Below are 20,268 nucleotides of genomic sequence, written 5' to 3' on the forward strand. Positions count from 1 at the left end.
CACGATCCCCCTCCATGATGGCGCTACAACGGTACTGAGCGACAAACGGGTTGAAACCGCATGCAAAACGGCGAGAAGTTGAACCGCCAAGGCGCCAAGAGACGCCAAGAAAAGCATAAAATCTTGGCGTGTCTTGGCGCCTTGGCGCCTTGGCGGTTCACTTCTCTGGTTCCAGCCTGATCAACGCTCCAACTCAGCTTCATTATTACAACTAAGTGAAACAAGATCGGCTGTCAATGCCTTTTCCGTCCTCGTTCATGACGATGCCGACCGTGGCAGTTGCAGCAGGAGAGCATGCCAGTCACCCGTAGGGTACCGTCGGAGATGACTCCACGGTGGACCATTCGGCCCCTCATCTGGCGGACAGGCTGACGCAATCGAGCGTCATGGAGCGAGAGAGCGCCCGCGATCACAGCCCTACGCCGCCCGCGCCGCCTGCGCCCGCCGAGCCGCCGTCACCGCCTGCGCCGTCACCGCCTGCGCCGCCCCCGCCATCGGCGCTCGCGCCTGCGCCGCCTCCGCCATCGGCGCTCGCGCCGCCTCCGCCGGCCCCGCCGGCCCCGGTGGTCCCGCTCGCCTGAGAAGAGCTCGCGGAGACGCCCGTGTCGAAGCAGTTCGGGTTGTCGTCCTCGACGAAGCAGCCCACCTCGATGGGGTGGCCGACCTCGACGCAGCCCCCCGAAAGGAGGCCTGTCGTGGCCGACAAGCGGAGGAGGAGCGCGGGAAAACGTGTGCTCTTCACCGTGAAGCTCCGTGGCTCGCGCGCCCGACGGTCGCGATGGAGGAGGGCCTGGCCGCCGCGGCCGGGCTGCCCGCGGCGGCGTCGTCGTCGAGGTGAAGCTCGATCCCGGCGAAGAGCGTGAGGCGGTTCTTCAGCGCGAAATCCGCGGTGGGGCCGCTCTCGACGAGGTAGCGCGGCTGCCCCTGGTTGGGCCCGACGACGTAGGGCTCATGGGCGGAGAACGCGTACTGCCCGCCGAGCATGTACCCGGCGCCCTTCACCCCGGGTATCGCGCCCGTCACCGCCGCGCGGAGCTCGAGCTGCGGCGGCACCTCGGGGCGAGGGGCGATGTTCGACGGATCGCCGCCATAGTACGCCTGGTCGGCGATCCGCCGGCCCATGTAGGCGGCCGCCAGGGACACGGCGCCAGAGCCGACCTCGTACGATACGCGGGCGTTGCCGTACACCTGCGGCGCGACCGTGATGGGGACGTCGTCGCCGGTGCCGAACCGCGCGTTCCGGTTGACCTGCTCGGCGGACATGCGGCGTCGCGTCGCGGCGAACGTGGAGTTCACGCCGACGCGCAGCTTCCGCTCGAGGAAGCTCGTCTCGAAGCCGAGGTTCGCGCCGTAGTTCTCGATGCCTGGCACGTTGTTGTACCTCGAGACGCTGGGCGCCTTCGCCCTCAGGAGCTGGAGCTCGATGACGTCCCGCCAGTCCGAGTAGAAGCCGCCGGCCGTGAAGGAGTACGCGCCGCTCCGGAACGACGAGACCGCCTCCAGGGAGGAGACCTTCTCCGGCTTGAGGCCGTCCGGGTTCGGCAGGAGCCTGCCGCTCACGGTGTAGAGCTCGACGAAGCTGGGCGCGCGGAACGCGCTCGAATAGATGAGCTTGAGCGACACGCGCTCGTCCGGCGTGAGGATCAGCGCGGCGCGCGGCGAGATCGCGTTCGCCACGTACTCGAGCGGGATACGCGAGTCGAGGTCGACCCGGATCCCGGCGTTGAGCGAGAGGGGCCGGAACAGGCGGAGCGTCTGCTGCACGTAGGCCCCGAGCGCGGCCTCGTCCTCGAGACGGTGCCCGCCGCCGTGCCATCGCGTGCGCGCCGGGTCGGAGCCATAACTCTTCCCCGTGAGCTCGTCGAACGCGACGAACTCGAAGGCCGAGGTGCGGAGGCGCCCGTCGACGCCCGCCATGGTCGTGGAGGCGCCGTCGCCTGCCCAGTCGTACCGGGCCTGGAGCTCCAGCCCGACCCAGCGGGAGAGGAACAGCGCGTCCTTCCGGCAGGGGCCGGACGGGCCGCGCGGGCACTGCTCTGGATCGAGCACGTCGAGCGGGACGTGCGGCACGAGCGGATCGTGGCCCACCACGTAGCGCGAGCGCTCGATCCGGCTGTACCCGAAGTACCCGCGCGCCACGCCCTCGATCCGCTCGCTCAGGCGGGCGCGATAACGCACGCTGGTCAGGACGAGCGACTGCGTGTTGTCGTTGCGGGCGTCGTCAAAGGCCCCGACGCGGTTCTCGTGGAGATCCATGAAGGGCGCGGCCCACGACGAGCGCGTCGCCTGCGCGACGGCGCTCAGGTCGCCGGCGTCGAGGCGCACGAAGGCGCCTGCCTTGCGGCGAAACCACTGCTCCTCCACCGTGCCGCCCCAGAAGCCGGGCTCGGCGTGCGAGCCGAGATCCATGACGGACACGCCGTCCGCCAGGACCGGGAGCCGCTGCTTCGGGAAGCTCACCTCGGGCCCCTCGAAGCGGTGGATGTCGACCGCCGCCACCACGCCCGCGGGCTGCCCGAGCAGCGTGAAGCGGCGCCCGAAGCCGAGCGTCGCCGTGCTCTCGCCCCCGACGCGCTCGACGTCCGGCGCCCTGATGTCGCCCGATTCGTCGAGCGGCGGCGACGCCCCGAGCGTCAGGGAGGCGCGGAGGCCCTGGTGATCGGCGGCCTTCTTCGTGACGACGTTGATGACCCCCAGCATGGCCTGCGCGCCGTAGAGCACGGAGCCAGGGCCCAGGACCACCTCGATATGGTCGACGATCTCGATCGGGATATCGTGCAGGAAGACGGCGCCGCCGCCCTGCTCGTTCACGACCATGCCGTCGAGCACGATCAGCACGTGGCTGTTCGAGTCCCGGGTCAGGGCGACCCCGCGCGCGCCGACCTCCGGGACCGACATGCGGTCGTGCGCGAAGACGCCGCTCGCGAGGAAGGTGAGCGCGTCGGCGAGGCGCCGTATGCCGAAGAGCTTGAGCTGCGCGCCCGTGATCACCGACGACATGGCGGGCGCGTCGCTCTCGCGCTCCGCGGAGCGCGAGGCGCCCGACACGACGTTCTCTTCGAGGATCTCGAGGAGCGAGCTGACGTCCTCGGCCCGCGCCGCGCGCGGGGCGGCGGTCGACCACGCGAGCGACGCGGCGCAGATCAGTGCGAGACGGGTCGAGCTCACTCAGTAAATCCTTGCCAGTTTGAGGATGGGAGCGGGGAAGTCGATGTGCTGGGCCCGGGCCTGCGCGAGGTTGATGCTCATGCGCGGCTTGCCGTCCGCGACGTCGACGCCGAGCACGGCCCCCTGCGAGACATAGGGCTCCACGGCCGCGAAGCTCAGGATGCCCGTGTCCGTGAGCGCGCCGCGTATCGCGGCGACCTCCCTGCCGAGCCCCGAGGAGATGTACACGACGTTGATGTCGCGCGCGCGGCACGTCGCGGCGAGCTCGGACGCGCTCGAGTACTCGGCGCTCTCCACGCGGATCGGTTTGTCACGCACCTTGCCGATGTCGTTCAGCGCCCTCCTCATCTGGAGCGCGGCGCTCGCCGAGTCCGCGTCGCCGGCCCGAGAGAGCAAAAGGAAAGAGACCTGTCCCCTCACCCGCTCTGAAAAGCCCCTGTCGTACGGCAGGATGCGCGTGACGATCTCCGCTTGCACGGCGAAGGGCGCCGTCGCCGGCTCCGCCATGACATGGAGCGGGACGAGGGCCGCCGCGACGAAGAGGCCGAGCACGAGGGCGCGCCGGCGAGGCGTCATGTCTTGCGTTCCTTGCCGCGCGACAGGCCGGCGAGCTTGCGGATGCGGAGCGCCGCTTGCACCTGCGGGGTGAGGGCGAGGAGATCGCCTTTCCTGCTGAAGACACCGTCGAAGCCGAGCTCCGCGTAGCGCGATCCGGCCTCGGCGTCCGTGGTGTAGAGGTAGAAGAGCGGCGGCCTCTCGCCCTCGGGCACGGCGGCCTTGAGCGAGCGGAGGACGGCGGCGCCGTCGAGGCCCGGCATGAAGAAGTCGACGATGACGAGATCGCAGCCGCGCAGGTGACGGGCCGTGCCCACGAGCTGCGTCGTCGTGGCCACCTCGTAACCCGCGCTCGACAGCTCGACGCGGATCCGCATCAGCACGATCTCGCTGTCATCGATCACCAGGATGCGTCCGCCGTGTGACATCGAGTCATTCTCCGTTGCTGAGAGGGACAGCCTGGGGGCGGATCACGAACGCCGCGCCGGTCCGGCGCGACGCGTCCACCTCGATGAGCCAGCCGACCGAGAGGAGATCGGCGCGGACCGCGGAGAGGCCGATGCCGCGGCCCGCGAGGTCGCTCACGTCGCCCTTCGTGCTCACGCCGGGGGTGAACAGGAGCTCGCGCGTCCGGCGCAGATCCTTCGGATCGACGCCGGCGCTCGTCGCGAGGGCGTCGAAGTCGATGCCCTGACCGTCGTCCTCGACGAGGAGGGTGGGCAGCGGCCGCTCGTCGATGCAGCTGGCGCGGATCACGCCGACCTCGGGCTTGCCCATCCGGGTGCGCGCGTCGGGAGGCTCGATTCCATGGGCGATCGCGTTCCGCACGAGGTGGAGGAACACGCCCGGGAGCAAGCGGGCGAGATCCGAGGGAATGGAGGCCTCGCGGCCGTCGATCTCGAGGCGGGCGCGCTTGCCCTCCCGCTCGGCCCAGCGGGGGACGCGCTCGAGGAGCGGCGCGAGCACCTCGCCGAACGGCCGGGCCGCGAGGCGGCGGACGATCTCGGCGGCCTCGCCGCCCTGCGGGCCGACGAGCTCGCCGAGCCGGGTGACGTCCGTGCGGCGGACCGTGATCTGGTCGAGGATCGCGCTGCCCACGGGCGAGGCGTCGACGAACGTCTCCTGGGCGCGCGTGAGCTCGTCCGCGACGCGGGTGAGCCGCGAGCGCCACGACGCCGAGTGCCCCTCGACCGAGGGCCTGTCCTCCGAGCGCGCGCGCGCCTGGACCCTGGAGAGCTCGTCCTCGAGCGTCATGATCTCGTCCGCGAGGCGCTCCAGGTCGAACGACCGGGCCTCGCCCTTCATGGTGTGCAGCTGCTGCAAGAGCTCGTCGATGTCGGCGGGGCAGAGCTCCCCGCCGGGCCTCAGGATCTCGCTGCACCGGGCCACGCGCTCGCGCGAGATCTCGATGAAGCGGACGAAGACCTGGCCGCCGCCGGCGATGAGGCGGCGCATGGCGGCGATCTGGCGCGCGTGCTCCTCGTCCTTGGTCTTGACGCTCTCCGTGAGGCGCCTGAGCTCGGTCTGGTCGGTCGCGAGCAGCATGATGCGCGCGATCTTCTGGCCGGAGACGATGGGGCAGAACTCGATCCGCAAAAACCTCCGGTCGCCCGGCGCGCGCTCGAACCACACCTCGCGCGGGGCGAGCTCGGCGACCTCCGGGAAGGCGTCGACCTCCGCGTCGAACGCCGCGTCGACCCATTGCCGGAGCGCCTGGCTCTCGACGCAGAGCGGCCCGCCGCGGTAGAGGAGCTCGGCGACGTGGTTGCCCTCCGCGGCGCGGTCGCCGAAGATCTGCCTGGCTTCTTTCGAGGCCTCGCTGCCCAGCCGGCCGTCGGGCCCGAAGGCGACGATGGCCTCGCGCATGTTGTCGAAGAGCTCGCGGAGGCTCTCCGTGGCCATCTCGAGCCTGCCCTCGCGCTCGAGGATGGCAGAGCTCATCGCATTGAAGACGTCGGCGAGCCGGCCGAGCTCGTCGTTCGTGCGGACGTTCACGCGGACGGCGCGGTCCCCCTCCCCGACGCGCCGCGCGGCGTCGACGAGCCTCGAGAGCGGACGCACGATCTGCCACCTTGCGAACGCGAGGAGCAGGAAGGCCGTCATCGCGCCGACGATGCCCGCGAACTCGAGGATGTCGCGGCGGGCCGCGGCGAACGCGGCGTTCTCGGGCTCGAGGGAGAAGACGAGCACGAGCGTCCCGAGGCGCCGCCCGTCGTCGCGCACGACCGGGCGGGCGACGCGTATCTCGCGCTCCAGGACCAGGTTCTCGGCGCCGCGCGCGGTGAACGCCGACAGGCCGCCATCCGGCTGACCGATCTTGGCGACGGGCTCGGCGTCGCTGCCCCACGCGACAGCGGCGATGAGCGCGCGGTTCGACCGGAGCTGGTCGAGGTCGCCCTGCGCCGTGTCGCGATCGCCGAAATCGAGCGGCGCGGTCAGGGAACCCGAGAGAAGGTCCGCCATCATCGATGCGGCGTTCGCCTTCGCCGACACGAGGTCATCTCGTGTCTTCTGGATCACCTGATTGGCGACCAGCACGGTGACGCTGGTGAGGACCACCACGGTCGCTGCGGCGAGCTTGACGCCGATGCCGAGCTGAACGCCGGAGCGCCGTTGAGCCGCCGGGGGCCGGGAAACAGGGGCAGAGACCAACATCACGCGCTCGGCGCGGCAGGCCGTATCCGAGCCAAGAAATGGTCGAAACCAAGAGCGTGCGTCATCCGCGCCCCCCTCCACGACAGAAGCTTCGCCAGGCGCACCATCGGAGGCACCCGAGGGGCGAGGACAGGCGCACGGCGATGCCCTTCCGACCTCGACGGTACGTAGTTCATTTCATTTCTGCAACAGGATTTTCCGGTCCCGGCGACGGTGACCCTACGGGATCGTGTAGGCTCGCGGACATGCCCATCACGCGACTCACGAAGCCTGATTCGAAGTTTCGCCTCGATGACGTCTCGACCGATCCGCCTCGGGACGCGACGAAGCAGGAGGCGGCGGAGCGGCTCAAAAAGCTCGGCGAAGAGCTGCTCGAGATGCAGGAGCTCATGTGGGGGGCGAGGACGCACAGCATCCTCATCGTCCTTCAGGGCCGCGACGCGGCCGGCAAGGACGGGGCGATCAAGAACGTCGTCGGCGCGCTGAACCCGCGCGGCGTCACGGTGAGCTCGTTCGGCGTGCCCACGACGGAGGAGCGAGAGCACGACTTCTTGTGGCGTATCCACCGGCAGGCGCCGCGCGCGGGGGAGTTCGCCATCTTCAACCGCTCTCACTACGAGGATGTGCTCGTCGTGCGCGTGCACGACCTCGCGCCCAAGTCGCTGTGGGGGGAGCGCTACGGCCACATCAACGACTTCGAGGAGCTGCTCGCCGAGCACGGGACCATCGTGATCAAGTTCTTCCTGCACATCAGCAAGAAGGAGCAGGAGGAGCGGCTGCTGGAGCGCGAGGAGAACCCGTCGACCGCGTGGAAGCTGAACGTGAACGACTGGAAAGAGCGGGAGCACTGGGACGAGTACACCGAGGCTTACGACGAGGTCTTCCGGCGCTGCTCGGCCAAGCACGCGCCCTGGTACATCGTGCCGGCCGATGCGAAGTGGTACCGCAACCTCGTCGTCGCCGAGACCGTGGCGGAGACGATGCGGGAATACCGCGACGGCTGGCTGAAGACGCTCGAGCGGAACGGGAAGGCAGGCCGCGAGGAGCTCGACGAGTACCGGAGGTCGCGGGGTGGGCGGAACAAGGGGTGAGCGCGCCCGACCGATATCCGCCCTGACCAGGCGCAGAGCGCAAGTCGCGCGCTGCGACCTGCGTGGGCTCCCGACGCCATGGCACGGAGCGCCACGCGAGGGATTCCTTGGTTGCATGAACCATTGAGTTCGCCAGCCGGCGGGGCCAATCGACGACCTTTGTACCCGTCGGCGATCTCAACACGTGGCCACGCGCGGCGCAGTCAGGAGGTCGTCCACGGTGGCCGCCGGGGGGACGGCCCTCGGCTCGCCGACGTGCTCGTCTTCCACGGAGGCCGTGGCCGGGCGCCGCCGCGCGTGCGCCGTGCGGGGCCGAGCGGCTCGGCCGATTGACGCGCTGTCGCTCGGGTGATGCAATTCCGGCGAGGAGGAGGGGGCATGCAGCTCGACGATCCCAGGCACGAGTACAACCCGTACGCTGCTCCGACGACCGGCGACGCGCGCTCCTATGGCGAGGACGAGCCGGACGAGCACGTCCTCGCCGAGCGCGGCGCGCGGTTCGGCGCGCGGGTCCTCGACAATCTGCTGCTCGTCGGCTCGGCGATCCCCGTCATGAGTCGTCGTCGCCCCGCCCAAGGCGGGATCCTGATCGCCCTCCTCGCCGCATGATCCACCGCGACACGCTCCGCGAGCCGCTCGACACGAGCGCCGAGATCGAGACACCGGAGCACGTGCGGTTCCGCCACCAGATCGCGGGCCCCGCGCGGCGCGCGCTCGCGTACCTCATCGATCTGGTCGTGCGCGGCATCATCGTCTTCGCGGTCGGGATGCTCGCCGCGATCGGCGGCATCGCCGTGGGGCCAGCGCTGCGCGGCGCGTCGACGGGCTTCGTGCTGCTGGTCCTCTTCGCGATCGAGTGGGGGTATTACGTCTTCTTCGAGACCCTCTGGAGCGGCTGCACGCCCGGCAAGCGCGCCCTCTCGCTGCGCGTCGTCACCGACGGCGGCCAGCCGCTCCGCTTCGGGGACAGCCTGCTGCGCAACCTGCTGCGCGCCGCGGATCTCCTCCCCCCGTTCATCGATCCGCTCTCGTTCCTCGGCACGTACGCGGTCGGCCTCGCCGTCATGGGCCGTGATCCGCGCTTCCGCCGCCTCGGCGATCTCGTGGGCGGCACCCTCGTGATCGTCGAGGCGCGCCACACGGTCGCCGGCCCGCTCGTCCTCCGACCTGCGCCGAGCCCCGCGGAGCTCTCGAGGTTGCCCGCGCGCCTCCCGCTCTCCGGCGAGGAGCTCGACGCCATCGAGCTCTTCCTCCGCCGCCTCGATCGCCTCTCGCCCGCGCGCGCGAGCGAGCTCGCGGAGATGACCGCGCCCGTGTTCGCGCGGCGCATGGGCGTCCGCTACAAGGACGCCACGCGCTTCCTCGGCGTCCTCCACCACCGCGCGCACGCGCACCGGGGCGGCCAGGAGGGGGCCGCGAGCGGCCCGGAGCCCCGCCGCGAGCGCAAGAAGGAGGTGAGCGCGTGATCGGCGCCCGCTCCCAGGACGAGTTCGTCGCGGCCCGCAGGCGGGACTGGCAGGAGCTCGATGGCCTCCTCCTCCACGACAGCGGTTCGCTCGCGAAGAAGGACGGCGCCGCCATCTCGCGCCTCGCCGCGCTCTACCGCTCGCTCTGCACCGATCTGATGCGCGCGCGCGCGGCGCGCTACACGCCCGATCTCACCGCGTACCTCGACGCGCTCGCCGCGCGCGCGCACGCGACGCTCTACGGCGCGGAGCCCTTCCGCCTCCCCGACATCGTCACCTTCTTCACCCGCGATTTCCCGGGCGCATTGCGCGCGAACGGCCGCTTCTTCGCGATCGCCTGCGCGCTCTTCTTCCTCCCCTCGCTCGTCGGCATCGCGGGCGCGCTCGCCTCCGACGAGTTCGCCACCCACGTGCTCCCGAGCCCGGTGCTCCAGGGCATGGCCCAGATGTACAGCGAGGGCCTCGACGGACGCGACGCGGGCACCGACACGGGCATGGCGGGGTTCTACGTCTTCAACAACGTCGGCATCGCCTTCCGCTGCTTCGCCACCGGCGTGCTCTTCGGCGCGGGCAGCATCTTCTTCCTCATCTACAACGGCCTCTTCACCGGCACCGTCGTCGGCCACGTGATGAGCGTGGGCCACGGCGGCAACATCTGGACGTTCATGTGCAGCCACGCGCCCTTCGAGCTCACCGCGATCGTGATCGCCGGCGGCGCGGGGCTCGAGATGGGCTACGCGCTCGTCGAGACGCGCGGCCGCACGCGCGTCGGCTCGCTCCGCCGCGCGGCGCCGTCCATCGTGCGCCAGGTCCTCGGCGCGGCGGCGATGCTGCTGATCGCCGCGGGGATCGAGGGCTTCTGGTCCCCCTCGGGGCTCCCCCCGCCGGTGAAGTGGACGGCCTCGGGCGTCTTCTCGCTGCTCATCGTCCTCTACCTCGCGCTCGCGGGTCGCCCCGCGAAGGAGGCCTCGCGATGAACCTCGGCGCCTCCGCGATCGTGCTGCGCCCGCGCTCGCTCTCCGAGATCCTCGATCTCGCCTGCCGCCTCTGCATGTCGCTCGCGCTCGGCCTCTACGCGCGGCTCTCGGCGATCCTCTTCCTCCCGATGCTCGCCGGCTGCCTCGCGCTGCGGCATGCGGCGGGCTGGTCGTGGCCCGAGGTGTGGGGCGTCGCGATCGCGCTCGGCGGCGTCGCGCAGGGCGTATTCACCGTCGCGGTGGGGCGCCTGCTCTTCTCGGAGGAGCTCGGCGCGGGCCAGGTGCTCCGCCTCTTCAGGGCGCGCCTCTCGTCGTACCTGTGGATGCTCTTCTTGAGCCGCCTCCTGCTCGCCGCGGCCGCGCTCCCGCTGCTCCTCGGCCTCCCCCTCGCCTGGCCGCGCCTCGTCTTCGTGCACGAGGCCAGCTTGCTCGAGGCCGCGCGCGCCGGCGACGCCATCCAGCGCAGCAGCCGCTTCGTCACCGGTCGCGTCGCCGCGGTCCTGGGCGCGCTGATCGCGCTGCTCCTCGCGCAGGCCGGCGTCGCGCTCACGGTGGAGCTGCTCGGCCAGTCGCTCGTCGACGCGATCCTCCAGCTCGGCAAGCCGTTCGGCGCGCTCCTCGACGACGGCGGCTCGCCCTTCGCGCTCGCGGGCTTCTTCGCCGGAATCCCGTACGTCGCGACCGCGCGCTTCCTCCACTACATCGACGCGCGCACGCGCGCCGACGGCTGGGACATCCAGCTCCGCTTCCTCGCCATCGCCGCGCGCGAAGGCGAGAAGAGGGCCGCCGCGTGAGCCGCCGCGCGCGCCTCGTCGCCGCCCTCTTCGCCCTCTCCGCGGGCGCGCCGCTCGCGCGAGACGCCCGGGCGGAGGACGTGGAAGAGAACGTGTACGGGAGCGTGCGCGACGCCCTCGAGGACGATCGCTACCGCTTCTGCCACGAGGCCGACTACCCGCTCACGCCCGACGAGCACGCGTGGTGCCCGATCATCGCCGGATCGAGCGACGTGTGCCCGGAGCTCCCCGCCGCGTGCAAGCTGCCCCCGGTCGAGCTCTCGCGATCGGCCGCGCCCGGCCGCGGCGGCCGCGGCGCGTCCGGCAAACATCGCGCGGGCGGCGCGCCGGTCGATCGCGGCCCGAGCGAGGACGACCGCCGCCGCCCCTGGCCCGAGATGCGCGTCGATCTCTCGGGGATGAGCTTCTTCGCGTCGGTGCTCTTCATCGGCCTGCTCGTGGTCTTCTTCGGGGGGGTGATCCACGCGCTGCTGAAGAACCTGCTCCGCGATCGCGCGCCCGCCGACGAGGCCAAGGAGGAGAGGGCGCCCGCGCGCGGCCCCACGCCCGAGGACACGGCGAAGCGCGAGGTCGAGACCGACGTGCAGCGCCTGCTCGCGCGCGCCCGCAGCCACGCGGCCCGCGGCGACCACGCGCGCGCGATCGACGACGCGTACGCCGCGCTCCTGCGCCGCCTCGACGGGGATGGTCTCATCGAGATCCACCCCTCTCGCACCAACGGCGACTACGTGCGCAGCCTGCGCGAGCGCCCCGATCTCAGGGGCGCGATGAGATCGATCGTGCGCGACGTGGAGGGCGTGCAGTTCGGCGTCACGCCGCCCTCCGAGCCGATCTTCCGCGCGGTGATGGACCGCGTCGTCCCGCTCGTGAGCCGCGCGCTCGCGCTCGCGCTCGTCGCCTTCGGGCTCTCCGCCGCGCTCTCCTGCACGCCGCACGGCGGCGGCGACGAGGGCGGCGGCGATCGGTCGCCCTCGGGCACCCAGGCGGTGCTCGAGGTGCTCGAGGAGCAGGGCTTCAAGGCGCGGCGCCGCGGCGAGGCGCTCACGGCGCCCGATCGCGCGCTCGCGCTGGTGGTGCTGCCGGGCGCGGCGATCGACGACGCGACGTGGAAGGACCTCTTCGCGTGGGTGAGCGACGAGGGCGGCACGCTCTTCCTCGCCGGGCTCCCGCGCCTGCCCGACGAGGTCGAGCTCGGCCTGCGCGTGGCCCAGGACGCCGAGACGTCCACGGCGCTCGCCGCGGACTGGTCGCGCGGGCTCCGCGCCTCGCTCCCGCCCGGCAAGCGCCTCGTCGACGCGGCCGGCGACGAGCCCGAAGAGCTCTACATGATCACGCGGGGCGAGTCGTTCTCGACCGCGGGCGTCGTCCGCCGCCTCGGCCAGGGCAAGGTCATCGTCGTCGCGGACGATCGGCTCGTGTCGAACGTCTCGCTCGCGGCCCCCGACAACGCGAAGCTCTTCCTCGATCTGCTCCGGTTCGCGCCGTACGCGACCGAGGTCGAGCTCGTCGACGAGTGGACCGGCGTCGGCGCCGAGACGCCCTTCGCGGCCGTGCGCGACGCGAACCTCTGGCCCGTGATCGCGCAGCTCTTCCTGCTCCTCGCGCTGCTCTACCTCTGGAAGGGCAGCGCCTTCGCGCGCCTCCGCGATCCGCCCGCCGCGGGCCGGCGCGCCTTCGCCGATCACGCCCGCGCGCTCGGCCTCGCCTACCGGCGCGCGCGCGCCTCGCGCCACGCCGCGGGCCTCTACGCGAGCTGGGCGCTCGATCGCCTGCGCGAGCGCGTGCACCGGTCCGGCCGGCGGGGCCTCATCCCGCTCGCCGAGGCGATCGCCGCGCGCACCGGCCGCCCCGAGGCCGAGGTGATGCGCGTGCTGGTCGAGGCCTCCGGCGCCCGCGACGACGCCGCGCCCGCCTCGTCGCTCCGCGCGCCAGAGAGCGCGCGCGGCGCGCGGCCCTCGCCTCGCTCGCGCGACGGCGCCGCCGCCGATCTCGAGCTCGTGCGCGAGCTCCAGGGCTTCCTCGACGCGACCGGTCAGCGAACCTCCGATCGAAAGACGACATGAACCCGATTGAATTCCGCGATCGCTTCGATCTCCTCCGCCGCGAGGCCGGCAAGGTGCTCCTCGGCCAGGACGATCTCATCCTGCACACGCTCGTCGCCGTCCTCGCCGGCGGCCACGTGCTCATCGAGGGCGTGCCCGGCCTCGGCAAGACGCTGCTCGTGCGCACCCTCGCGCACGTGCTCGGCGCCACCTTCAAGCGCATCCAGTTCACGCCCGATCTGATGCCGAGCGACGTCACCGGCGGCAACGTCTTCAACCAGAAGGAAGACCGCTTCGTCTTCCACGAGGGGCCGATCTTCACGCAGCTCCTCCTCGCCGACGAGATCAACCGCGCGCCCGCCAAGACGCAGAGCGCGCTGCTCGAGGCGATGCAGGATCTCGCGGTCACCTCCGACGGCATCACGCGCGCGCTGCCGGATCCGTTCTTCGTCATCGCCACGCAGAACCCCATCGAGTCGCAGGGCACCTACCCGCTCCCCGAGGCGCAGCTCGATCGCTTCTTGATCCAGGTCAACGTCAAGCACCCCTCGCAGGCGGTCGAGCGGCTGATCCTCAAGAACCACGTCAACGGCTTCCACGCGGCGCGCCTCGATCGCTTCGAGATCCAGCGCGTCGCCACCGCCGCCGAGCTCGTGGAGATGCGCGAGGGGCTCGCGCGGATCCGCGTGGACGACGGCATCATCGAGTACATCGCCGACATCGTCGGCCGGAGCCGCGTGCACCGCTCGGTCTACCTCGGCGCCTCGCCGCGCGCGTCGATCGGCCTGCTCGCGGTCGCGCGCGCCATGGCCGCGAGCGAGGGCCGCGAGTACGTCATCCCCGACGACGTGAAGGCGCTCGCGCCCGCGGTCCTGCGCCACCGGCTCATCCTCCACCCCGATGCCGAGATCGAGGGCGTGAGCGCCGACGACTGCGTCGACGACATCCTCCGCGAGGCCAAGGTGCCGAAGACGGCGGCCTGAGCGCGATGATCCCCTCGCGCGCCCTCGTCCTGCTGGCGGTCGTGCCCCTCGGGCTCGCGGTGGCGACGCTCGTCGATCGCACGCTGCTCCTGCCCATGCTCGCCGCGGACGCGGGCATCGCGCTCTGGGCCGCGATCGACGCGCTCCTCGCGCGGAGGCCGCTGGTGACGGTGAGGCGCCACGCCCCCGCGGTGCTCTCCATCGGGCGCCTCAACCTGATCACGCTCGAGATCCGCTCGCTCTCCCGCCGCAAGCTCTCGATCGAGGTCGCCGACGATCTCTTCGATCACGCCGAGAGCGACGACCTGCCGGTGAAGCTCGAGCTCCCGCCCAGGGAGCGCGCGACGGCCCGCTACCACGTGCGCCCCACCCGCCGCGGCGCGCACACGCTCGGCGATCACCACGTGCGCTACCTCTCGCCGTTCGGCCTCTGGATCCGGCAGGTCACGGTGCCGGCCGAGACGCCGGTCAAGGTGTACCCCGACGTGCAGGCCGTGCGCACCTTCGAGCTCATGGCGCGCCAGGATCGCGATCCGTCGGCGCTGCGCGCCTCGCGCAAGCGCGGCGGCGAGAGCGAGTTCGAGCGCCTGCGCGAGTACCGCCGCGGCGACGAGTTCCGCTCCATCGACTGGAAGGCGACCGCGCGGCAGAAGAAGATCATCAGCCGCGAGTACCAGCTCGAGAGCAACCAGAACCTCCTCTTCCTCCTCGACGCGGGCCGCCTGATGACCGCGCAGACGCAGGGGCTCTCGCTCTTCGATCACGCGCTGAACGCGAGCCTGATGCTCTCGCACGTCGCCGCGCGCGGCGGCGACCGCGTGGGCCTGCTCGCCTTCGCCGACGGCATCAAGAGCTACGCGCCCCCGGTGAGCGGCGCGGGCGCGGCCAAGCACGTGCTCTCCGCGGGCTACGACCTCTACCCCGAGCTCGTCGAGACCAACTACGGCGCGGCGTTCCAGCACGTGGGCCTGCGCGTCCGGAAGCGGAGCCTGATCGTGCTCTTCACGCAGGTCGTCGACGACGTCGCCGCGAGCGAGCTGCTCCGCCTGATGCGCGGGGTGATGCCGCGCCACCTGCCGCTCATGGTGCTGCTGCGGGACGTGGAGATCGACGCGCTGGTCGAGGGCGGCGACGCCGACCCTTACACGCGCGGCGCCGCCGCCGAGCTCTCGAGCTTCCGCGACCGGCTCGTGCGCGACCTCAAGAACCACGGCGCGCTGGTGCTCGACGTGGCGCCCGGCCAGCTCACCGGGCAGCTCATCAACCGGTATCTCGAGATCAAAGCGCGCCATTTGCTCTGATCTGCGCGGTGGCCCTGGCGCCCATTGCTGCTCCAGCAGCAATGGGCGCTGATCCATTGCTCCTGCACGAGCACACCGGCGCCGGCCCGAGCGGTCGATCAGGGCTCAGCGCGTCACATTCGGCGGGGTGATCGCTTTAAGATGAGCCCATGTCCAGCGAGCAACCCGAGCCGTCCCTTCCCCTGCCCCGCGCCGAGCTCCGCGGGGCGAGCCGCGTCCTCGACGCGCTGGAGCGCGCCGGCAACAGGCTGCCTGATCCGGCGGTGCTCTTCGTCCTGCTGGCCGCGGCGGTCGTGCTCCTCTCCACGGCGCTCGCGACGCTCACGTTCAGCGAGATCGACCCGCGCACGAAGCAGCCGCTCGTGATCCACAGCCAGCTCTCGGGCAAGGCGATCACGGAGTTCCTCTCGACCATGGTGCAGACCTTCACGAGCTTCCCGCCCCTCGGCGTGGTGCTCGTGGCCCTGCTCGGGGTCGGCATCGCCGAGCGCTCGGGCTTCATCAACGCCGGCCTGAAGAAGGTCCTCGCGGTCACGCCGAGGGTGCTGCTCACGCCGATGCTGATCCTCGTGGCCATCGCGAGCCACACCGCGGCGGACGCGGGGTACGTGCTCGTCATCCCGCTCGGCGGCGTCATCTTCCAGGCCGCCGGCCGGCACCCGCTCGCGGGCATCGCCGCGGCGTTCGCGGGCGTGTCGGGCGGCTTCAGCGCGAACTTCATCCCGTCGAGCCTCGACCCGCTGCTGCAGGGCCTCACGCAGGCCGGCGCGAGCATCCTCGACCCGAAGCGCACCGTGAACCCGCTCTGCAACTGGTTCTTCTGCAGCGCCTCCTGCCTCGTGATCGTCGCGGCCGGCTGGTACATCACCGACCGCGTGATCGAGCCGCGCGTCGCCCGGACCCCCGTGGACGCCGCGCCCGAGGCGGAGCAGCGCATGACGGCGGCGCTCACGCCGCGCGAGGCGCGCGCGCTCTGGCTGGCCCTCGCGTCGATGGCGGCCAGCGTCGCGCTGCTGGTCGCGGCGAGCGTGCCGGCCTCGTCGCCGCTGCGCGCCCCGAGCGGGCAGCTCACGGTCAGCGGCGCGCCGCTCATGGGCGCGATCGTCCCGCTCATCTTCCTCTTCTTCCTCGTCCCTGGGCTCGTCTACGGCTACGCGGCCGGCACGTTCACGAGCCACCGCGACGTCATCGACGGCATGAGCAAGACGATGAGCACGATGGCCTATTACCTGGTCATGGCCTTCTTCGCCGCGCAGTTCATCTACCTCTTCAACCGCTCGAACCTCGGCGCGCTCCTCGCGCTGAAGGGCGCCGCGGGGCTGCAGGCATTGGCGCTCCCGAGCGCGGTGACCATCGTGGGCGTCATCCTGCTCACGGCGATCACCAACGTCTTCATCGGGTCCGCGTCGGCGAAATGGGCGCTGCTCGCGCCGATCCTCGTGCCCATGCTCATGTCGATCGGCATCTCGCCGGAGCTCACGCAGGCGGCGTACCGGGTCGGGGACTCGACGACGAACATCGTCTCACCGCTGATGGTGTATTTCCCGCTCGTGGTGGTCTTTTGCCAGAAGTACGTGAAGGGCACGGGGATCGGCACGCTCGTCGCGCTGATGGTGCCTTACTCGGTGACCTTCCTCGTCGCCTGGACGCTGTTCCTCCTCGCGTACTGGCAGCTCGGGCTCCCGCTCGGGCTGGACGCGCCCTATGTCTACCCCTGAGAATGGACCTCTCCGGGACGGTCGCGCACGAGCCCGCCCTGGAGCCACGTCCTGTCGCACGGCGCCCGGCGCGACGAGGCGCTGGCCCGGGCGCGGCTCCTGAACCCGGCCTGTCGAAGCGGCGAGGGAGCGCGCTTACGGGCAGCCGCCGCCCGGACAGGTGTTGCAGGTGACGGTGATGCCGCCCGCGGAGTCGTCGACGCGGCACGCGGGACAGCCCGGGTCCGCACATTCGCAGGTGACAGGGCCGGTTCCGCAGGGATTGGCGATGCACGTCCCGAAGAAGGCGCCGCCCTGGATGACCGAGCAGATCTCGCCGGGCATGCACTCCTGGCTGTCGGTACAGGGAAACGCGGCGCAGGGTCGCGTCTCGAGCGTCCACCCCGATACCAGGCAAGTCGCGACCGTACGCTGGCCGCCTTCGCAATCGCCATAGAAACAGGAGGGGCCGTTTTGCTGCCGGCACTCCGCCTCGGGCACCGGAATGGCCTCCGGGCAAAGCGCGGTCGGAGGCGGTCCGCCGGCGCCGCTGGTGGTGGCCGCGCCGCCGGTCTGCGAGCCTCCGGTGGTCGCGCCGCCCGCGCCCGCGCCGCCGGTCGTCGAGCCACCCGTGCTCGCGCCGCCCGAGCCGCCGCCGCCATCCAAGCTATCGCCGGATCCGGACGTCGCGCCGGCCCCCGCGCCTCCGCTGCCCCCCGATCCGCTTCCGGCGTTGGTGCTCTCTCCGCCACAGCCATGGAGCGCGGCGAGCACCAGTACAAAGCTACCACGAACGTGAACAAATGCGGTTCCTGACATGGGCAGAGCGATTAACAAGCCGTGTACCAAGCGGTTAATTGCACGGGAATCCGAGCAGCTCGTGGCGCTCCTGCGCCGGCCGGCCCGATCCAGACGCCAGAGGACGCCGACGTGGTGGCACACTCGTGCGCTGCTCGTGCTCGCGTGAGCGAGCGCCGCGCCCACCGGCGTGTCCTGTGGACATGGTTGGATGGAACATCGCAGCAGCGTCGTTCGCCAGGTAGGCGCAGGCTGGCTGGCTGCGCTCGCGCTCCTCGCCTCCGAACGCCGACGCGTTCGTCCCTGCCGCCGATGTGGACACCCGTTCCTATGGAGTGTACACTCGTCCATATGCCGACCCCTCACGATCCCCGGTCCATGCGCGAGCGGATGCTCGCTGGCGACCTCTACATCGCCGACGATCCCGAGATCGCCGAGCAGAGCGCGGCGGCGCTCGATCTCATGGCGGCCTACAACGCGACGTCGCCACGGCAGCGCCCGCTGCGCCGCCGCTTGCTGGAGCAGCTGCTCGGCGCGATCGGCGAGGGCACCGAGATCCGCCCGCCGTTCTACGTGGACTACGGCTCGCGCATCACCCTCGGGGCGCGCTGCTTCGCGAACTTCGGGCTGGTCGCGCTCGACGTCGCGCCGATCACGATCGGCGACGACGTGCAGATGGGCCCGAACGTGCAGCTGCTGACGCCGACCCACCCGGTGGAGCCCGAGCCCCGGCGGCAGAAATGGGAGGCGGCGAAGCCCATCACGATCGGGAACAACGTGTGGCTCGGCGGCGGCGCCATCGTGCTCCCGGGGGTGACCATCGGCGACAACACCGTGGTCGGCGCGGGCTCCGTCGTGACGCGCGACCTGCCGGCCAACGTGGTCGCGGTCGGGAACCCCGCCCGCGTGATCCGCGCCCTCGACGCCGCCGGGGCCGCGCAGGCGCCGGGCGAGGCGCGGGGGTGACGGAGGCGCGATGAGCGCCACCAGGGCGAGGCGCGCCGCCCCCGCGCGGCGGGCCCGCCGCCACGACCCAGGGCGCCGGGAGCGGCTCCTGGCGACCGCGCTCGACGTGATCGCCGAGCACGGCGTCGCCGGCGCGTCTCACCGCTCGATCGCCCGGGCCGCCGACGTGCCGCTCGGCTCGACCACGTACCACTTCGCCTCGATCGACGAGCTGCTCGCCGCGGCGTTCACCCGGCACGCGGATGCCGTGGCCACCCGCTTCGAGGAGCAGATGCGCGCCGCGTGCGACCGCGGGGCCGCGGTCGAGCTCCTCGTCGAGCACCTCACCACGGCCCTGCTCGGCTCGGAGCGCGACCTGGTGCTCAGCGTCGAGCTCTACGTCGCCGCCGCCCGGAGGCCCGCGCTGCGCGCCGTCACCCAGGCCTGGATGCTGCGGAGCCGGCGCGCGCTGGAGCTCCACTTCGACCCGGTGACCGCGCGCGAGCTCGACGCGCTGATCGAGGGCCTCGTGCTGCACAGCGCCCTGTCGACGGATCCCATGGCGCCCGAGCAGATCCGGCACGCCATCCGCCGCTTCACCCGCTGACCTCCCGCAGGAGATTGCCCGTCAGGGGCGAGCGCTCGCCCGTCACTTCAGCACGACGCGGACGAGCGCGAACTCCGACCCGAACCAGCCGCTCGTCGGCCGCGAGTACGTGATGTACTGCACCCGGCCGCCGTCCTCCTCGTACTCCGCGTGGTGGACCGCGTCGTACGGCGCGCGCTCCTCGGGGGCCGAGTACAGGGTGGCCTCGTCCGACCAGGGGCCGGTGAGGTCCGGGGCGGTGCGCGCCACGATCCGGTGGTCGAACGGGGGCGAGTAGACCGCCAGCCACGCCCCGAGGTGCTCACAGTACGAGACGGACATGATGGGCGCGCCGTCGAACAGCTCCGCGGCATCCCCGGCGTCGTCGCTCCAGCCATCGCCGTCGAAGTAGCGGAAGGCGCCCCGGTCGAGGGGCGTCTCGAGCGGCACGCGCGCGAGGCGGCACGGCTTGGACAGGCTGCCGTCGCACGCGAAGGTGTACAGGTCGTCGCCGTGGGCGACCAGCGCGGCGCCCCAGCCGGGCTCGCCTTCCCCGAAGAGCAGGTCGGGGTGCTCGGCGCTCGCGTCCACGATCGGCCGCTCCGGCGCCTCATCGAGGCCCCCCCAGATCGCGAACGACTGGCCCACGCCGCGGAAGTTGAAGTCGCCCGGCTCCGCATAGATGAGGCCATACGGGATCAAAGCGCGGTCGCGCGCCGCATCGAACACCGGCGCCCCGGGCCACACCGCCCAGCGGGCGCCGCACGGCGCCTCGGCGCAGTCATCGCCGGCGTGAGCGTCGTTGAACGCCTGCTCGTCCGCGGTGGGCGCGATGAAATACCCCGGCGCCCCCGCGCCGTCGGCCGGGGATGAGAAGCCACCGATGCCGTCGGACGCGTCGAGATCGTCCGAGATGTCGAACGAGTTATGGTGCCAGTTCGTCCCGGCCTCGTCAGCGTTGGTGAGAACGGTATCGCCATAGACCCAGACCGACTTGCCCCACGCGACAGCGCTGTCCCCACCGTCGCGCCCGTCGATCCACGAGCTCTTCTCGATGACGCCGATCTCCTCGGCAGACTCGACGCCTGGGCCCGGCTCCCCGCCGCACGCCGCGACGACCAGGAGCGCCAGGACCCTGGCGACGGAACGGCACGGCGCGGTGGATCGGAGCACGGTGCACATGACACCATCATCTCACGACAGCCGACCG

General features: G+C 71.6%; 18 protein-coding genes. 11 read left to right on the forward strand and 7 right to left on the reverse strand.

The features are described 5' to 3' along the window. Nucleotides 1–409 precede the first annotated feature (409 nt). The 5 genes from ACSRUE_RS41375 to ACSRUE_RS41395 are packed head-to-tail and all read right to left on the reverse strand — an operon-like array spanning nt 410 to nt 6,378. Nucleotides 410–742, reverse strand: coding sequence for a hypothetical protein (locus ACSRUE_RS41375; protein ID WP_441288359.1), 333 nt, complete (start codon nt 740–742; stop codon nt 410–412). Then, nucleotides 739–3,168 carry a TonB-dependent receptor plug domain-containing protein gene (locus ACSRUE_RS41380; RefSeq protein ID WP_441288360.1) on the reverse strand — a complete coding sequence of 810 codons (2,430 nt, stop codon included), beginning with the start codon at nt 3,166–3,168 and terminating at the stop codon, nt 739–741. Before ACSRUE_RS41380 ends, ACSRUE_RS41375 begins: the two co-directional genes overlap by 4 nt. Then, the gene (locus tag ACSRUE_RS41385; protein ID WP_437769668.1) at nt 3,169–3,744 is read right to left on the reverse strand and encodes a YfiR family protein; all 576 of its coding nucleotides are present in this window, start codon (nt 3,742–3,744) and stop codon (nt 3,169–3,171) included. Beyond that, entirely contained in the window at nt 3,741–4,151 is a 411-nt protein-coding gene (locus ACSRUE_RS41390) for a response regulator (RefSeq protein WP_437769669.1), read from the reverse strand. The genes ACSRUE_RS41385 and ACSRUE_RS41390 overlap by 4 nt, the downstream gene beginning before the upstream one ends. A 4-nt stretch (nt 4,152–4,155) precedes the next feature. Continuing rightward, nucleotides 4,156–6,378, reverse strand: coding sequence for a HAMP domain-containing protein (locus ACSRUE_RS41395; protein WP_441288361.1), 2,223 nt, complete (start codon nt 6,376–6,378; stop codon nt 4,156–4,158). Between the two features lie 245 nt (nt 6,379–6,623). On the opposite strand from ACSRUE_RS41395, the gene ACSRUE_RS41400 reads away from it, so the two are divergent. The 9 genes from ACSRUE_RS41400 (at nt 6,624) to ACSRUE_RS41440 (ending at nt 16,750) form a co-directional block, all read left to right on the forward strand. Continuing rightward, nucleotides 6,624–7,469, forward strand: a complete 846-nt coding sequence (locus tag ACSRUE_RS41400) for a PPK2 family polyphosphate kinase (RefSeq protein ID WP_441288362.1) — start codon at nt 6,624–6,626, stop codon at nt 7,467–7,469. Between the two features lie 378 nt (nt 7,470–7,847). Next, on the forward strand, nt 7,848–8,078 hold the full coding sequence (locus ACSRUE_RS41405; protein WP_441288363.1) for a hypothetical protein: 231 nt from the start codon (nt 7,848–7,850) through the stop codon (nt 8,076–8,078). Beyond that, nucleotides 8,075–8,935, forward strand: a complete 861-nt coding sequence (locus ACSRUE_RS41410) for an RDD family protein (protein ID WP_437769672.1) — start codon at nt 8,075–8,077, stop codon at nt 8,933–8,935. The genes ACSRUE_RS41405 and ACSRUE_RS41410 overlap by 4 nt, the downstream gene beginning before the upstream one ends. Next, nucleotides 8,932–9,912 (forward strand): stage II sporulation protein M, encoded by a 981-nt coding sequence (locus ACSRUE_RS41415; RefSeq protein WP_441288364.1) that lies wholly within the window; start codon nt 8,932–8,934, stop codon nt 9,910–9,912. The genes ACSRUE_RS41410 and ACSRUE_RS41415 overlap by 4 nt, the downstream gene beginning before the upstream one ends. Continuing rightward, entirely contained in the window at nt 9,909–10,706 is a 798-nt protein-coding gene (locus ACSRUE_RS41420) for a hypothetical protein (RefSeq protein ID WP_441288365.1), read from the forward strand. Before ACSRUE_RS41415 ends, ACSRUE_RS41420 begins: the two co-directional genes overlap by 4 nt. Beyond that, nucleotides 10,703–12,769 (forward strand): DUF4350 domain-containing protein, encoded by a 2,067-nt coding sequence (locus ACSRUE_RS41425; RefSeq protein ID WP_441288366.1) that lies wholly within the window; start codon nt 10,703–10,705, stop codon nt 12,767–12,769. The genes ACSRUE_RS41420 and ACSRUE_RS41425 overlap by 4 nt, the downstream gene beginning before the upstream one ends. Continuing rightward, a complete protein-coding gene (locus ACSRUE_RS41430) occupies nt 12,766–13,731 on the forward strand; it encodes an AAA family ATPase (protein ID WP_441288367.1) in 966 nt (321 codons plus the stop codon). Before ACSRUE_RS41425 ends, ACSRUE_RS41430 begins: the two co-directional genes overlap by 4 nt. Before the next feature lie 5 nt (nt 13,732–13,736). Next, nucleotides 13,737–15,032: a DUF58 domain-containing protein gene (locus tag ACSRUE_RS41435; protein WP_441288368.1), complete on the forward strand. Its 1,296-nt coding sequence runs from the start codon at nt 13,737–13,739 to the stop codon at nt 15,030–15,032. A 149-nt stretch (nt 15,033–15,181) separates the two neighbouring features. Continuing rightward, nucleotides 15,182–16,750, forward strand: coding sequence for an AbgT family transporter (locus ACSRUE_RS41440; RefSeq protein ID WP_441288369.1), 1,569 nt, complete (start codon nt 15,182–15,184; stop codon nt 16,748–16,750). Between the two features lie 135 nt (nt 16,751–16,885). Here the strand turns inward: ACSRUE_RS41440 and ACSRUE_RS41445 are convergent, their stop codons facing one another. Further along, on the reverse strand, nt 16,886–17,503 hold the full coding sequence (locus tag ACSRUE_RS41445) for a hypothetical protein (protein ID WP_441288370.1): 618 nt from the start codon (nt 17,501–17,503) through the stop codon (nt 16,886–16,888). A 375-nt stretch (nt 17,504–17,878) separates the two neighbouring features. On the opposite strand from ACSRUE_RS41445, the gene ACSRUE_RS41450 reads away from it, so the two are divergent. Continuing rightward, nucleotides 17,879–18,493: a sugar O-acetyltransferase gene (locus ACSRUE_RS41450; protein WP_441288371.1), complete on the forward strand. Its 615-nt coding sequence runs from the start codon at nt 17,879–17,881 to the stop codon at nt 18,491–18,493. Nucleotides 18,494–18,503: 10 nt separating this feature from the next. Beyond that, nucleotides 18,504–19,079, forward strand: a complete 576-nt coding sequence (locus ACSRUE_RS41455) for a TetR/AcrR family transcriptional regulator (RefSeq protein ID WP_441288372.1) — start codon at nt 18,504–18,506, stop codon at nt 19,077–19,079. 42 nt (nt 19,080–19,121) lie between these two features. Here the strand turns inward: ACSRUE_RS41455 and ACSRUE_RS41460 are convergent, their stop codons facing one another. Next, the gene (locus tag ACSRUE_RS41460) at nt 19,122–20,240 is read right to left on the reverse strand and encodes a DUF4185 domain-containing protein (RefSeq protein ID WP_441288373.1); all 1,119 of its coding nucleotides are present in this window, start codon (nt 20,238–20,240) and stop codon (nt 19,122–19,124) included. Nucleotides 20,241–20,268 lie beyond the last annotated feature (28 nt).

This window comes from Sorangium sp. KYC3313, assembly GCF_052075895.1.
In the GTDB taxonomy this organism is placed as follows: domain Bacteria; phylum Myxococcota_A; class Polyangia; order Polyangiales; family Polyangiaceae; genus Sorangium; species Sorangium cellulosum_B.

What these genes read in the sequence shown, in the direction of transcription:
- ACSRUE_RS41385 (WP_437769668.1), bottom strand. Translation starts at nt 3,744, where the DNA reads ATGACGCCTCGCCGGCGCGCCCTCGTGCTCGGCCTCTTCGTCGCGGCG.
- ACSRUE_RS41390 (WP_437769669.1), bottom strand. Translation starts at nt 4,151, where the DNA reads ATGTCACACGGCGGACGCATCCTGGTGATCGATGACAGCGAGATCGTG.
- ACSRUE_RS41395 (WP_441288361.1), bottom strand. Translation starts at nt 6,378, where the DNA reads ATGTTGGTCTCTGCCCCTGTTTCCCGGCCCCCGGCGGCTCAACGGCGC.
- ACSRUE_RS41400 (WP_441288362.1), top strand. Translation starts at nt 6,624, where the DNA reads ATGCCCATCACGCGACTCACGAAGCCTGATTCGAAGTTTCGCCTCGAT.
- ACSRUE_RS41405 (WP_441288363.1), top strand. Translation starts at nt 7,848, where the DNA reads ATGCAGCTCGACGATCCCAGGCACGAGTACAACCCGTACGCTGCTCCG.
- ACSRUE_RS41410 (WP_437769672.1), top strand. Translation starts at nt 8,075, where the DNA reads ATGATCCACCGCGACACGCTCCGCGAGCCGCTCGACACGAGCGCCGAG.
- ACSRUE_RS41420 (WP_441288365.1), top strand. Translation starts at nt 9,909, where the DNA reads ATGAACCTCGGCGCCTCCGCGATCGTGCTGCGCCCGCGCTCGCTCTCC.
- ACSRUE_RS41430 (WP_441288367.1), top strand. Translation starts at nt 12,766, where the DNA reads ATGAACCCGATTGAATTCCGCGATCGCTTCGATCTCCTCCGCCGCGAG.
- ACSRUE_RS41435 (WP_441288368.1), top strand. Translation starts at nt 13,737, where the DNA reads ATGATCCCCTCGCGCGCCCTCGTCCTGCTGGCGGTCGTGCCCCTCGGG.
- ACSRUE_RS41440 (WP_441288369.1), top strand. Translation starts at nt 15,182, where the DNA reads ATGTCCAGCGAGCAACCCGAGCCGTCCCTTCCCCTGCCCCGCGCCGAG.
- ACSRUE_RS41450 (WP_441288371.1), top strand. Translation starts at nt 17,879, where the DNA reads ATGCCGACCCCTCACGATCCCCGGTCCATGCGCGAGCGGATGCTCGCT.
- ACSRUE_RS41455 (WP_441288372.1), top strand. Translation starts at nt 18,504, where the DNA reads ATGAGCGCCACCAGGGCGAGGCGCGCCGCCCCCGCGCGGCGGGCCCGC.
- ACSRUE_RS41460 (WP_441288373.1), bottom strand. Translation starts at nt 20,240, where the DNA reads ATGTGCACCGTGCTCCGATCCACCGCGCCGTGCCGTTCCGTCGCCAGG.